The following is a 13,869-nucleotide window of genomic DNA, read 5'->3' as shown; positions in this document are numbered from 1 at the left end:
CCGTGTGAACGCCGACCCCATAGACAGTTGAACGCCGCATCCCACCCCGGATGAACAGCCCCCGGTCAGCGTGATATCGCCGCTGGCCACGGCGTACAGCGGCCGCAGAACCGCGTAATCGAAATCACAGCAATGGAACTCGCGGCGGTGAGGCGTCCCGCCCCGCCGTCACTGCTCGAGTTCGTGGACCAGCGAGTCGACCACCGCGACCAGATCGCCCTGCGCGGCCGCGGCCACCCGGCGCTGTCGCTGATAGGACGCGCCGCGCTTGGGGATGTCGGCGACCATGGCGAGCTCGTTCTCGCAGCCGAGGCTCTTGGCGGTCGGTTCGAGCCGGTTGAGCAGGTCCATGAGGTCGTCGGTGACGAGCCGCTCGTTGCTGTCGGCGTCGGTGATGATGATGGCGTCGAGTCCGTATCGCGCTGCGCGCCACTTGTTCTCCTGCACGTGCCAGGGCGGCAGAATGGCGGGCAGGGCTTCACCGTTCTCCACCCGCCGGTCGAGATCGACCACGAGGGAGTGGATCAGGGCCACGATGGCGGCCAGTTCGGCCTTGGTGGGGATGCCGTCGCAGATGCGCACCTCGATGGTGCCCCATTTGGGTGCGGGCCGGATGTCCCAGTGCATGCCGCCGATCTGTTCGATCACACCGGTTTTCATCTGGTCGTGCACGAATCCCTCGAACTGGCCCCAATTGTCGAATTGGAAGGGCAGTCCGGCGGTGGGCAGCTGCTGGAACATGAGGGCCCGGTTGCTGGCGTAGCCGGTGTCGACGCCCGCCCACATGGGTGAGGAGGCGGACAGCGCCAGCAGGTGCGGGTACGACGGCAGCATGGCGTTGAGGATCGGGAAGACCTTGTCCGGGTGCGAGATTCCCACGTGCACGTGCACGCCCCAGATCAGCATCTGACGGCCCCACCACTGGGTGCGCTCGATGAGTTCGTCGTAATGCGCACTGCGCGTGAGCTGTTGGGTGGACCATTGCGCGAACGGGTGGGTGCCCGCGCAGAACAGGTCGACACCGACCTGGTCGGCGGCGCGGCGCACGGCGTCCTGGGTGGCGCGCAGTTCGTCGACGACTTCGCTCACGGTGTCGTGCTTGCCGGAGACCAGTTCGACGGTGTTCTTCAGGAGTTCCTTGGTGATCTGCGGGGTGCCGTCCCAGGCGCGCAGATCACCGCAGGCTTCGAAAACGGCGGCGGCGGTATTGGACAGGTCACGCGTCGTCTTGTCGACGAGCGCGACCTCCCATTCCACGCCGAGCGTGGGCCGGGGCGATGAATTGAAGGGGACCTTCGAAATGCCTGCCCCGGCCATGCTCACCTCAAGGGGTTCAGGCGACGACGCCGCAGGCGACCCGTGCACCCGCGTCGCCGGTCGCGAGGGTGTCCGCATCCGGTGCGGGCGCGTACCGGGTGGGAATGTTGCCGAAGTTGTCGGCGCCGGCGTGGATGATCAGGGCCTTGCCCTTGATCTCCTCCAGGGTGACGGCGTCGGTGGTGGTGACCAGCTTGGCGGTGCCGTCCTTGAGCACCTGGAGCGAGTCCAGGTCGCCGCTGGCGGGGTGCGCGTTCTGCTCACCGACCTGCAGGTGGCCGCCGGCGGACAGGAAGTCGCCGGGCGCGCCGCCGGAGGGGGCGGTGGAGTTGGTCTCGCACTTGCCGAACTGGTGGATGTGCAGGCCGTGGAAGCCGGGCTTGAGGCCGTGGGCTTCGACGGTGATCTCGAGGTGGTTGCCCACCTTCACGACGGACGCGGTGCCGACGGTGCCACCGGTGGGGTCCTTGAGGGTGACCGAGGTGGACTCCCGGGGGGCGTTGGTGTCGCCCTCGGTGCCGTGGCCGGTCGCACCGCCCGCAGGAGCGGGCGAGCTGGTGAACACCGGCGGGGTCGTCCCCTTGACGTCACTCGATTCCTGGCTGTTGGAGCAGGCGGTGAGCCCCAGGGCCGCGACCGCGAGCACCGGAGCAACAGTCCACCAGGACGGGCGACGAGTTGAGGACGAGGCCATCGGGGAACTCCTTTACGAGTCCGAGTTTATCGGGAAAGCAGAGTGGACAAGGTTCGTACCGGACAAGATGATGCCAGAGCCGTGCCTGTGTTCCGTGGAGGGGCCGCACGGTTTCTTTCGGGCGGCGGTCCGGCGGCCGACGGACAACGATTCAGCTGCCGGTGACGATGACGATGACGCCGGTGGGCGAATCCGAGATCCCGGGGAAGCGGGGTTCGGCGGCGCAGCCCAGTTCCGCGGCGATGGCCTTGGCCAGTGCCTGCTCCTTGGGCGAACTGCCGTAGTACACGGTGGTTTTCGGGATGACGCCGCCGGGATAGTTGCCGACCTCGGTGATGTTGTAACCCTCACCGCTGAGCTGGTCGCCGGTCTTCTTGGCCAGTCCGGCGACGGTGCCGTTGTTGTAGACCCGGACCGGGAGGGACTTGTCGACGCCCGCGGCCGCGGTGGTGGTCGGCGCGGCGGCGGTCGTGGTGGGAGCGGCCGTGGTGGTCGCGGGCGCGCTGGCGGCGGACGCCACCGGCGGGGTGCTCGCCTGGGTCGAATTCTGCTGCGCCGCAGTGGTGGTGGCGGCCTGGGAGGTCGATCCGGCGCTGCTGTCCGAGGAGTCCGAACTCGACAGGGACATCGCGCCGATCCCGGCGAACACGATGGCCAGCGCGATCAGGACCATCGCCAGGGCCCGCAGCGGCGGACCGCCGGTCGGCGAATTCGGGTTGCTCACGGCGTCGAGCCTAATGGGTGCGGGGCCGCGCGCGCGGGATCAAGCGCGGACGCGGGCCGGGCGGAGACCTGGCTCACGGTCGCGGCGCGGCTCACACCTGGAAACCGAGACGGCGTGCGGCCCTGGTCTTCTGACGGCTGGCGCGCAGCCGCCGCAGGCGCTTGACCAGCATCGGGTCCGCCGCCAGCGCTTCGGGCTTGTCGACGACCGCGTTCAGGACCTGGTAGTAGCGGGTTGCCGAGAGGTCGAACAGTTCGCGGATGGCTTCTTCCTTCGCACCGGCGTACTTCCACCATTTGCGTTCGAAGTCGAGAATCTCGAGCTCACGGCGGGAAAGCCCGTGCGCGCCATCCTCGTCGGAAGGACCGTCCTCGCTTGCGGGCATGTCGCGTGCCGCTGCGCTGTCCATAGTGCTCCCTCGCCGAGTGGTCACCAGACGAATATGGTGCTTGTGCGTCGGTGTCATTCAACCACGCGCCGCAGACAACGCGATGCGTACCGATCGGCGTGTTATGTGACGTAGGCCCCGGCGTGTCGGGGGTTCCGGGCAGCGATCCGGACACGTCCCCAGGGTGTGATCACCCCGGTAAACGCCGCCATATAGGGTGCTGAGCATGGCTATTCTCCCGATTCGCATTGTCGGCGACCCGGTTCTGCACCGCGCGACCACTCCGGTCACGCAGACCCCGGAAGAGCTGGCGCAGCTGATCGCGGATATGTACGAGACGATGGACGCCGCGCACGGGGTGGGTCTGGCCGCCAATCAGGTGATCATCGCCGACGAGGACGAGCTGTCCCCGCGCCTCTTCGTCTACGACTGCCCGGACGAGACCGAGGACGGCAAGACCGTCCGCCGCCGCGGCTGCGTGGTGAATCCGGTGCTGGAGACCTCCGAGATCCCCGAGTCCATGCCGGATCCCGACGATGACGACGAGGGCTGCCTGTCGGTGCCCGGCGAGCAGTTCCCGACCGGCCGCGCCGACTGGGCCAAGGTCACCGGCACCGACGAGCGGGGGGAGCCGGTCGAGCTGGAGGGCCACGGCTTCTTCGCCCGCATGCTGCAGCACGAGACCGGTCACCTGGACGGCTTCCTCTATGTGGACGTGCTGATCGGCCGCAATGCCCGCGCCGCGAAGAAGGCGATCAAGCGAAACGGCTGGGGCAAGCCGGGTTTGAGCTGGGTCCCGGGCACCGTGCCGGACCCCTTCGGGCACGACGACGACGATCTCGACGACTGATCGGTCATGACCGATTCCGAGCCCGGCCCCGAGGGCGCCGGGGCGCTCCCGCCGCTCGGCAAGCGGGTGGTGGTGCGCTACCGCCTACCCGCGGGTTATCCGCAGCCGTTGACGGATGTGATCGGCGAGCTGATCGCCGCCGACCCGCTGACCGTGCGGACCGCCGACGGTCAGGTGGTGTCGGTCGCCCGGGATCAGGTGGTGGCCTGGAAACCGCTCGGCCCCAGGCCCATTCGGACCAGTGAGATCCGGTCCCTGGAAGCGGCGGCCGCGGACGGCTGGCCGGGCCTGATGCGATCCTGGATCGACGGCTGGCTGCTGCGCGCCGGGGACGGCTACACCTATCGCGCGAATTCCGCGGTGCCGCTGGGCGGTACGGACGGACCGGCGCTGATGAACACCGAGACCCTGCACCGCATCGGCGAGTGGTACACCGCGCACGGCCTGCCGCTGCAACTGCAGCTGCCCGATCGGCTGGCGCCCCGGCCCGCGGAGTGGCGGACCTGGCACGAGACCCGGGTGCTGGCGGTCGACATCGAGACCATGCCGCTGCCGTCGGGCCCGTCCATGGTGCGGTTCACCCCCGAACCGGACGGGGCGTGGCTGTCCATGCACCGGCATCGGGGCGGGGACACCGATGTCGGCTCGAGCCCGGTGGTGGACGTGCTGACCGCGGTCCGCGACGGCGAGCTCACCTTCGCCACACTGGGTTTGCCCGCGCCGATCGCCATCGGCCGGGCCGCGGTGACCACGGCTCCCGACGGCCGCCGCTGGGTGGGCCTGACCTGCGTGGCGGTGGCGTCCGGGCATCGACGGCACGGGCTGGGCGCGCTGGTGTGCGCGGAGATGATCCGCTGGGGCCGCACGCACGGGGCCACCCACGCCTACGTTCAGGTGTCGGACGAGAATGACGCGGCGCTGGCGTTGTACCAGGAGATGGGCTTCGTGGAGCATCACAGCTACCGGTACGCCGCGCCCTGATCGCGCCCGCCCGCTCGCGTAAGACACTAGTTCCGAAAGGTTTACCGCTGTGCGTATCGCCACCTGGAATGTGAACTCGATCCGCACCCGGCAGGATCGGGTGCTGGCGTGGCTGGACCGCGCCGATATCGACGTGCTGGCCATGCAGGAAACCAAGTGCAAGGACGAGCAGTTCCCGTTCGAGGCGTTCGAGGCGGCCGGGTACGAGGTCGCGCACGTGGGCCTGAACCAGTGGAACGGGGTGGCCATCGCGTCCCGGGTGGGCCTGGACGATGTCGAGATCCACTTCCCGGATCAGCCCGGCTTCGACAAGGACGCGGGCGAATCCCTGTTGAGCACACCGGTGGTGGAGGCCCGCGCGATCGGCGCGACCTGCGGCGGGGTGCGGGTGTGGAGCCTGTACGTGCCGAACGGCCGCGCGCTCGACGACCCGCACTACGCCTACAAGCTGGAGTGGCTGGCCGCACTGCGGTCCGCGGGCGCCAAGTGGCTGTCGGAGGATCCGGACGCGCAGATCGCGCTGGTGGGTGACTGGAATATCGCCCCGACCGATCTGGATGTGTGGTCGCCGGAGTTCTTCGAGGGCAAAACCCATGTGTCCGAACGGGAACGGGACGCCTTCGACGCGTTCGGCGAGACCGGTTTCACCGATGTGATGCGGCCCTTCCACCCGGGCCCCGGCGTCTACACCTACTGGGACTACACGCAGCTGCGCTTCCCCCGTAAGGAGGGCATGCGCATCGACTTCATCCTGGCCTCCCCCGCCCTGGCCGCGCGCGTCACCGACGCGAACGTGGACCGCGAGGAGCGAAAGGGCAAGGGCGCCAGCGATCACGCGCCGGTGACGGCCGTCCTCGCGGACTAGTCCGGCCGGGGCCCGGCTAGACCGGCCGGGCCTTGATGGCGTCGCGGGAGATGAAGACGTCGTAGGCGCCCGGGACGGCGATGACGGCATTGCCGTTGGTCGAGCGCACGAAAGGCCTGGTGTACCAGGTCTTGTCCTTCATGTCCTGGAAGAAGTCGGCGTCGCTGCCGTTGAGGAAGATCTGATTCTGTTTGGTGGCGACGCCGTCGAGGCGCTGGCCGTAGAGCCGGGTCACCTTGTATCCGGCGTTGAAGCCGAGGGCGTTCACCCACGCCTCGAGTTCCACGATATTGGCCTGCAGCACCCACATGTCGCCCTCGACCTGATAGGTCTTGTGCTGGTCGTCGTGGCCTTCGTCGCCGTAGAGGGTGAGGTTCACGTCCAGCAGGTGTTCCTGCCCCGCAACGGGTTTGACCTCGATGTGCGCGGCTTTCACTTCCCCGGTGAGTCCGAGGAAGGCTTGGAGGAGCGTGGTGATCCACAGGATCACGACCGCGACGAACGCCAGACCCGCTGCGCCCATGCCGCGTCCGACCAGCACACGCCAGCCGACCGTGCGGGCTTTCAGCACGGCCGAGACCAGTAATCCGATGGCCGCGATGCCCAGCACCAACAGCACGATCTGGATCCAGCCGAAGGTAACCGGGAAGACCATGCCGTAGTTGTACCCGCTCGGCACGACACGTATCGCCGGGTCAGAAATGAAGTGTGCGTGTCATGACGGTGTGTCATCTGATCCCCCAACGACATCCGGCCCCGCACCACGGGTGCGGGGCCGGATGTCGAGCACGGATCAGAAGGCCGCTTCGTCCAGCTTCATGATGTCGTTGTCGAGGTTCTCGATCACCGAACGCGAGGCGCTGAGCAGCGGCAGCTTGTTCTTGGCGAACCAGGACGCCACGCCGACCTTGCCGGTGTAGAAGTTCTTGTCCTTCTCGGCCGCGCCCGCGTCCAGCGCCGCCTGGGCGATGGCGGCGTGCTCGAGCAGTCGCCACGCGATGACGAGATCGCCGACGGCGTACAGGAATCGGACCGAGCCGAGGCCGACCTTGTAGAGCTCGTCGACCTGCTGCTGCGCGGCCATCAGGAAGCCGGTGAGCGCGGCCGCCATGGCCTGCACGTCGGCCAGGGCCGCGCCGAGCAGTCCGCGTTCGATCTTGAACTGGTCGGGGCCGCCGTCGACGAACTGCTGGATCAGGCCCGCGACGTGTCCGAGGGCTACGCCCTTGTCGCGAATGATCTTGCGGAAGAAGAAGTCCTGCGCCTGGATGGCGGTGGTGCCCTCGTACAGCGAGTCGATCTTGCAGTCGCGGATGTACTGCTCGATCGGGTAGTCCTGCAGGTAGCCGGAGCCGCCGAGGGTCTGCAGCGATTCGGTCAGCGACTCGTAGGCGCGGTCGGAGCCGCAGCCCTTCACGATCGGCAGCAGCAGGTCGTTGACCCGCTCGGCCAGTTCGGCGTCGGCGCCGTAATTGGCCTGCGCCACATCGGCGTTCTGGTAGGAGGCGCAGTACATGTACAGCGCGCGCAGACCTTCCGCGTACGCCTTCTGGGTGGCCAGCGAGCGGCGCACGTCCGGGTGGTGGGTGATGGTGACGCGCGGGGCGGCCTTGTCGGTCATCTGGGTCAGGTCCGCGCCCTGGACGCGCTGCTTGGCGTACTCGAGGGCGTTGAGGTAACCGGTGGACAGCGCGCCGGTGGCCTTGGTGCCCACCATCATCCGCGCGTTCTCGATGACCTTGAACATCTGCGCGATGCCGTTGTGCACCCCGCCGACCAGGTAGCCGACGGCCGGGATGTCGCCGCCGAAGGTGATCTCACAGGTGGGCGAGGACTTGATGCCCATCTTGTGCTCGACGCCGGTGACCAGCGCGCCGTTCTTGGCGCCGAGTTCCATGGTCTCCGAGTCGAACAGGAAGCGCGGCACCATGAACAGCGACAGGCCCTTGGTGCCGGGGCCGGCGCCCTCGGGGCGGGCCAGCACCAGGTGGAAGATGTTGTCGGCGGTGTCGCCGACGTCGCCGCCGGAGATGAAGCGCTTCACGCCCTCGATGTGCCAGGTGCCGTCGGCCTGTTCGATGGCCTTGGTGCGGCCCATGCCGACGTCGGAGCCGGCGTCGGGCTCGGTGAGCACCATGGTGCCGCCCCAGCGGCTCTCCCAGGCGTGCGCGGCCCAGCGCTGCTGCTCGGCGGTGCCCTCGTCGAAGAGGACCTTGTGCATGAGCGGGCCCATGTTGAAGAAGGAGGCCGAGTTGTTGGCGGCGACCAGCATCTCCTGGATGGCCCAGATGAGGGCGTTGGGGGCGGCCACGCCGCCCATCTCCTCGGCCATGCCCAGGCCGGAGTAGCCGGCCTCGTTGACCGCGGCCACGGTCTTCTTCAGCGATTCGGGCACGGTGATGGTGTGCTGTTCGGGCAGGAACACGACCGGGTTGCGGTCGGCGTCGGCGAAGGACTCCGCGATCGGGCCTTCCGCGAGGCGCTTGGCCTCGGCGAGCATCTCCCGTGCGGTGTCGCCGTCGAGGTCGCCGTAGGCGCCCCCGTCCAGCAGTTCCCCGATCCCCAGTACTTCGAACAAGTTGAACTCGATATCTCGTAGGTTCGCCTTGTAATGGGACACGGAAGGGCCTCCTCGGCTGAATTTTCGACGCGGGTCTGCAGATCAAGATCTGGGATCGACCCGAACGTTGCCGTACGCCTGTCCTGTTACGCAAGCGTAGGTAGACGTCTTAACCTTTCGGGCGCTCGCCGACCCGGCCCGATCCCGAAAAGTTAACCGTGCCGTTATGCGCTCGAGCTGGATATGCGTCCGAAAAACTCGTTGGCCTGCTGCGGAGTGACCGTGACCGGATTCACGGGAACCCGGGCTCGCATATGTTCCGCAAGAAGCAGACCGGTCATCCGACCAATTCCATCCACGCCGCGGTCTCGGGTCAGGGGTTCATCTCGTAGGTTCCGGCCAGGGCGCGGACCTGGGTGAGGACGTGCTCGGCGCGGGCGGGATCGGCGACCGGGCGGCGGATCAGGTCCAGGGCGCGGACCTGCTGGGCCTTGGTGGCGGTCGGTTTGGTGTGCAGCGTCAGCGCGTGCTCGGAGAATTCGCGCACGAACAGGTCGAAGAGCTGGTCGAGGACGGCCTCGTCGGCGCCCGCGATCTCGGCCTGCTCGAGGATGAGCTGCGCGTACGGGAGGGTGGTGAACAGCTCGCCGAGGCCGAAGAGGAAGTCGACGTCCCGCTGCTGTTCGGCGGTCGGGGTGGCCGCGGCCAGCAGGGTTTGGAGGGCGAGGGCCTGTTCGAGGAAGACCGCGACATTCGGGATGTGCGCGAACTTCTCGAACACCGGACGCCAGTCGGCGAAGCGGATCCTGCCCAGCCCGCTGCTCGGGCCCTGCCGGAACAGGAATTCGTCGTCGGCGGCGTCGCGGCGGGTGGGCACGGGAGCGTGTGCGGCACGGGCGAATTCGGTCTTCAGCGCGGGCACGGCCTTGGCGGCCGGACCGGTGGCGCGGCGGCTGGTCCAGCTCAGCGCGCCGGATACCGCGCGCACCGCGCCCTTGGGGGCGAGACCCGCGCCGGGCAGGTAGCGCAGCGCGGCCAGGCCCGCGTCGGCGGGATGGAACATGTAGTTGGGCATGAACTTCAGCGACAATGCCATGTTCACGTGCACGGTGCCCTCGAGCCGCGGCAGCCCGAACATGCCGACCATGGCCATGGGGAAGTACATGTCGTTCTCGAAGCCGCGGGCGGCGATCACGTCGGCGAGGTCCTCGTACAGCTGCTGGCCGTGGCGGGTGACCGACATCTTCTCGATCGCGTTGAACAGCAGATAGCGCCGGTCGTTCTCGTCGGCGCAGCGCAGGTAGTCGATGGCGCGCTCGCTGTAGAGCTTCATGCCGATCAGACGCGCGTAGCTGTCCGCGAGCAGCGATTTCACCTGCGGGAACTCGGTCACGCGGTGCCCGAACAGGATTCGGTTCTCGGCGTGCGTCACCGCCTCGAACATGGCGTGCTCGCAGGCCCCGACCGCGCCGAAGCCGAGGTTGAACTTGCCGACGTTGACGGTGTTCATGGCGGCGTCGAAGGCGGCGCGGCCGGTGTGCAGGATGTCGGATTCGGCGACCGGATACTCGTCGAGATCGAAGGCGGCGACGTACATCTGGGAGTCGACGACGTTCTTGCGCAGCTTGTAGTTCTTGTGCCGGGAGTCGGCGGCGAAGAACAGGTAGCCGGAGTACTCCTCGTCGGTCATCTTCCGCAGGAAGTCGGACGAGTCGATGATCGGCTTGTCGGCGCGGCGGCCGAAGACCGACACCATGCCCGCGAGATTGCCGTTGCCGATGTAGTACTTGCCGCCGGTGGCGGTGTATCCGCCGCGCGGTGTCGGCTCGAGCACCATGTCGGTGGAGTAGATGTCGGCGCCGTGGTCCTGTTCGGAGAGGCCGAAGGCGAAGATCTCGCCGGATTCCAGCAGTCCGGCGGCGCGGGCCTTGGCCTCGGCGTTGGCGCTCTGCCAGATCGGGCCGAGGCCGAGGATCGTCACCTGCCAGACGTACCAGTACTGCATGCCGTAGAAGCCGAGGATCTTGCTCATCATGGCGATGCGGGCGGTGTCCCAGCGCTTGTGCGGGTCGCCGCCGGCCTGCGCGGCCGGGGTCAGGAAGGTCGCGAAGATCCGTTCGCGCTTGATGAAGTCGAGGAAGTCGGCGTACCAGACGCGGTCGCGGTTCTCGGCCAGCAGCCGGACCTTGCCGAACGCCTCGAAGTAGTCGACGGTGGCCCGCAGCAGTCGCCGGGTCTCCGCGTCGAATTCGGTGAATTCGCAGGTCTTCGGGTTGAACAGGGACTGGGTCATGAGTCTTATTCTCCTCCGGCCGGGGGCTCGCTCGGCTCCTCCGGGTGCTTTCATTCGTGAATGTAGCATTTTTGTTCACGACTGCAGGAAATGATCTCCGAGGCCACTGCTATCGTCGGTGCGCATGGGCACCGATTCGGCGACACGACCACGCCAGCGCGCGCGGCATCTGGGTCCCGAACGTCGTCGCCCGCAGGTCCTCGACACCGCTCTGGAGATCGCCGTCGCCGACGGCATCGCGGCGGTCACCATCGCCGCGGTGGCCGACCGCATGAAGGTCACCCGCCCGGTGGTCTACGCCTGCTTCGCCGATCGGGTCGAGCTGCTCGAGGCGCTCATCCGGCGCGAGGAGGACTACCTGGTGCAGGGCGTGCTGGAGACGCTGCCCCGCCGCCGGGTGGAAGCGGACGAGGCGGTGTTCGTGGAGGGCTTCCGCGCCCTGTTGCACACGGTCTCCCGGCGCCCCGACACCTGGCGGCTGCTGTACGGCAATCCCGATCCGGCCGTGGCGGATTCGTTCGGCAAGGGCCGTCTGCTGGCGGTGGAACGCTGCACCCGCCGACTACGCCCGACCCTGGCGGCCTGGGGCACCGCCGACGCCGAACACAAGCTTCCGGCGCTGGTCGAGCTGTGGGTGTCGGCCGGTGAGGGCGCGGTCCGCACGCTGCTGACCGAGCCGGGCGGCTGGAATCCCGACACTCTGGGAGAGTTCGTCGGCGCGGCGGTCTACCGCGCGCTGCGTCACGCCTGACTACGATGGAAATCGACCATCGGTCAGCGGGAGGACGCCATGACGTTCTATCGGCAGGTTGGTTCGGTGCCGCCCAAGCGGCACACGCAACATCGAGATGAGAGCGGCCGGCTCTATTACGAAGAGCTGATGGGAGAAGAGGGCTTCTCCGGCGATTCCTCGCTGCTCTATCACCGCGGACTACCACCGGCGATCGTGGATTCGTCGGTGTGGGTGCTGCCGCAGCAGCGGCTGTTCCCGAATCATCCACTGCGGCACCGGCATCTGAAGCTGCACGAACTGTTCCTGGGCGACAAGCCGGGCGACAGCGATGTGGTGACCGGGCGGCGGCTGCTGCTCGGCAATGCCGACGTGCGCATCTCCTACGTGGCGGCGCTACGAGAATCGGCGCTGTACCGCAATGCCATCGGCGACGAGCTGGCCTATGTCGAATCCGGTTCGGGGCGAGTGGAAACCGTGTTCGGCACGCTGCCGGTGCGGCAGGGTCATCAGGTGCTGTTGCCGCGCGCCACCACCCACCGCTGGATTCCGGACGGCCCGGAACCGTTGCGCGCCTACATCATCGAGGGCTCGGGCCACATCACCCCGCCGAAACGGTATCTCTCGAAATACGGTCAGTTCCTGGAGAATTCGCCCTACTGCGAGCGCGATCTGCACGGGCCGACCGAGCCGGTCCAGGCCGACGGAGAGAATGTGGAGGTGCTGGTCAAGCACCGTCCCGCCGGTGAGATCGTCGGCACCAGCATGGTTTACGCCACCCATCCCTTCGATGTGGTGGGCTGGGACGGCTGCCTGTACCCGTTCACCTTCGACATCGCCGACTTCGAACCGATCACCGGCCGGGTGCACCAGCCGCCGCCGGTGCATCAGGCGTTCGAGGGCCAGAACTTCGTGATCTGCAATTTCGTGCCGCGCAAGGTCGACTACCACCCGCTGTCGATCCCGGTGCCCTACTACCACTCGAACGTAGACTCCGACGAGATCATGTTCTACTGCGGCGGAAACTACGAGGCGCGCAGGGGATCCGGGATCGGGCAGGGTTCGGTGTCGGTGCATCCGGGCGGGTACGCGCACGGTCCGCAGCCGGGAGCCTACGAGCGCAGCATCGGGATCGACTTCTTCGACGAACTGGCGGTCATGGTGGACACCTTCCATCCGTTGCAGCTGGGTGAGGGCGCGCTGGCGTGTGAGGACCCGCGCTACGCGTGGACCTGGTCGGGTAAGGGGCCGTCGGAATGGATCTGAATTGAGCAGCCGGGTGCGTATCGAGGTCCCCGCGGATTCCGGCTTCGGCCTGGATCATCTGCCGTACTGCGTATTCCGCCCCGCCGGCCTGGAACCCCGGGTGGGCGCGCGGCTGGGCGACACCGTGATCGATCTGGCGGTGGCGCTCGACGATCCGATGTTCCATCAGCCCAGCCTGAACGCCTTCATGACCCAGGGACCGCGGTGCTGGCGCGAGATCCGGGAGCGGGTGCGGACCGCCGCGGAAGCGGAACTCCCCGCGGCCGCCGTGCACGAGGTGCGCGCGGTCCGCCTGGATCTGCCGATCGAGATCGGCGACTACGTCGACTTCTACGCGAGCCTCGATCACGCCACCGCCCTGGGTCGCATGCTGCGCCCGGACGGTGAACCGCTGCTGCCGAATTGGCGGCATCTGCCGGTGGGGTATCACGGCCGGGCGGGCACCGTGGTGGTGTCGGGGACGGACGTGATCCGGCCGCACGGGCAGCGCCGGACCGACTCCGGCACACCGGATTTCGGGCCGAGCCGCCGCCTCGACATCGAGGCGGAAATGGGTTTCGTGGTCGGCGCGGGTTCCCCGCTCGGCACGCCGATCGGTACCGGCGAATTCGCCGACCACGTCTTCGGGGTGGCCCTGGTCAATGACTGGTCGGCGCGCGACATCCAGGCGTGGGAGGGTCAGCCGCTGGGCCCGTTCCTGGGCAAGTCCTTCGCGACCAGCCTGTCGGCGTGGGTGACTCCGCTCGACGCCCTGGCCGCGGCCCGCATTCCGCTCCCGCCGCAGCATCCCGAGCCGCTGCCGTATCTGCGCGACGCGGCGGCCTGGGGTCTGGACATCACGGTCCGGGTGGCCTGGAACGAGCAGCTGGTCTCCACTCCCCCGTACCGCCGCATGTACTGGTCGCCGGCGCAGATGCTGGCGCACCTGACGGCGAACGGAGCCTCCACCCGCACCGGCGACCTGTTCGCCTCCGGCACCATCTCGGGCGCGGATCGCGGCGAGCGCGGGTCGCTGATGGAGATCAGCTGGGGCGGCACCGAGCCCCTCGAATTGAACGGCGTGCAGCGGACGTTCCTGCAGGACGGCGATGAGGTGGTGCTCACGGCAACCGCCCCGGCGGTCGGCGGCGGACGCCTGGAGCTGGGCGAAGTCCGCGGGCGCATAGCGAAAGCCGAGTAATAGCCGGAGCGCATGCCCATG

13 protein-coding genes are annotated in these 13,869 nt (G+C 68.0%); 6 read left to right on the top strand and 7 right to left on the bottom strand.

The window, feature by feature from the left end:
• Positions 1-168: 168 nt before the first annotated feature.
• From ABZ382_RS27680 to ABZ382_RS27665, 4 genes are all read right to left on the bottom strand, one after another.
• Entirely contained in the window at positions 169-1,317 is a 1,149-nt protein-coding gene (locus ABZ382_RS27680) for a glutamate--cysteine ligase (protein WP_357094577.1), read from the bottom strand.
• A gap of 16 nt (positions 1,318-1,333) precedes the next feature.
• Positions 1,334-2,011, bottom strand: coding sequence for a superoxide dismutase family protein (locus ABZ382_RS27675; protein ID WP_357094574.1), 678 nt, complete (start codon positions 2,009-2,011; stop codon positions 1,334-1,336).
• Positions 2,012-2,162: 151 nt separating this feature from the next.
• Entirely contained in the window at positions 2,163-2,735 is a 573-nt protein-coding gene (locus tag ABZ382_RS27670; RefSeq protein WP_357094571.1) for a LytR C-terminal domain-containing protein, read from the bottom strand.
• 91 nt (positions 2,736-2,826) lie between these two features.
• On the bottom strand, positions 2,827-3,120 hold the full coding sequence (locus ABZ382_RS27665) for a DUF3263 domain-containing protein (protein WP_357094676.1): 294 nt from the start codon (positions 3,118-3,120) through the stop codon (positions 2,827-2,829).
• A gap of 229 nt (positions 3,121-3,349) precedes the next feature.
• Between ABZ382_RS27665 and ABZ382_RS27660 the strand changes: the two genes are divergently transcribed.
• Genes ABZ382_RS27660 through ABZ382_RS27650 form a run of 3 tightly spaced genes read left to right on the top strand, consistent with a single transcriptional unit; the run spans position 3,350 to position 5,819 of the window.
• Positions 3,350-3,973, top strand: a complete 624-nt coding sequence (locus tag ABZ382_RS27660) for a peptide deformylase (protein WP_357094568.1) — start codon at positions 3,350-3,352, stop codon at positions 3,971-3,973.
• A 6-nt stretch (positions 3,974-3,979) separates the two neighbouring features.
• The gene (locus ABZ382_RS27655) at positions 3,980-4,954 is read left to right on the top strand and encodes a GNAT family N-acetyltransferase (RefSeq protein ID WP_357094566.1); all 975 of its coding nucleotides are present in this window, start codon (positions 3,980-3,982) and stop codon (positions 4,952-4,954) included.
• A 49-nt stretch (positions 4,955-5,003) separates the two neighbouring features.
• Positions 5,004-5,819, top strand: a complete 816-nt coding sequence (locus ABZ382_RS27650) for an exodeoxyribonuclease III (RefSeq protein ID WP_357094563.1) — start codon at positions 5,004-5,006, stop codon at positions 5,817-5,819.
• A gap of 16 nt (positions 5,820-5,835) precedes the next feature.
• On the opposite strand, the gene ABZ382_RS27645 is transcribed toward ABZ382_RS27650, so the two are convergent.
• From ABZ382_RS27645 to ABZ382_RS27635, 3 genes are all read right to left on the bottom strand, one after another.
• Complete coding sequence (locus ABZ382_RS27645; protein WP_357094560.1) at positions 5,836-6,474, bottom strand: hypothetical protein; 639 nt, start codon at positions 6,472-6,474, stop codon at positions 5,836-5,838.
• Between the two features lie 138 nt (positions 6,475-6,612).
• Entirely contained in the window at positions 6,613-8,439 is a 1,827-nt protein-coding gene (locus ABZ382_RS27640) for an acyl-CoA dehydrogenase (RefSeq protein WP_357094558.1), read from the bottom strand.
• A 313-nt stretch (positions 8,440-8,752) separates the two neighbouring features.
• The gene (locus ABZ382_RS27635) at positions 8,753-10,672 is read right to left on the bottom strand and encodes an acyl-CoA dehydrogenase family protein (protein WP_357094555.1); all 1,920 of its coding nucleotides are present in this window, start codon (positions 10,670-10,672) and stop codon (positions 8,753-8,755) included.
• A 124-nt stretch (positions 10,673-10,796) separates the two neighbouring features.
• On the opposite strand from ABZ382_RS27635, the gene ABZ382_RS27630 reads away from it, so the two are divergent.
• Genes ABZ382_RS27630 through fahA form a run of 3 tightly spaced genes read left to right on the top strand, consistent with a single transcriptional unit; the run spans position 10,797 to position 13,848 of the window.
• Positions 10,797-11,423, top strand: a complete 627-nt coding sequence (locus ABZ382_RS27630; protein ID WP_357094552.1) for a TetR family transcriptional regulator — start codon at positions 10,797-10,799, stop codon at positions 11,421-11,423.
• A gap of 39 nt (positions 11,424-11,462) precedes the next feature.
• Complete coding sequence (locus ABZ382_RS27625; protein ID WP_357094549.1) at positions 11,463-12,668, top strand: homogentisate 1,2-dioxygenase; 1,206 nt, start codon at positions 11,463-11,465, stop codon at positions 12,666-12,668.
• Position 12,669: 1 nt separating this feature from the next.
• Positions 12,670-13,848: a fumarylacetoacetase gene (fahA, locus tag ABZ382_RS27620; protein WP_357094546.1), complete on the top strand. Its 1,179-nt coding sequence runs from the start codon at positions 12,670-12,672 to the stop codon at positions 13,846-13,848.
• Positions 13,849-13,869: the final 21 nt, after the last annotated feature.

It is taken from the genome of Nocardia sp. NPDC005825 (assembly GCF_040630175.1).
Lineage (GTDB): Bacteria > Actinomycetota > Actinomycetes > Mycobacteriales > Mycobacteriaceae > Nocardia.
This window is presented reverse-complemented; position numbering and strand designations above follow the sequence as displayed.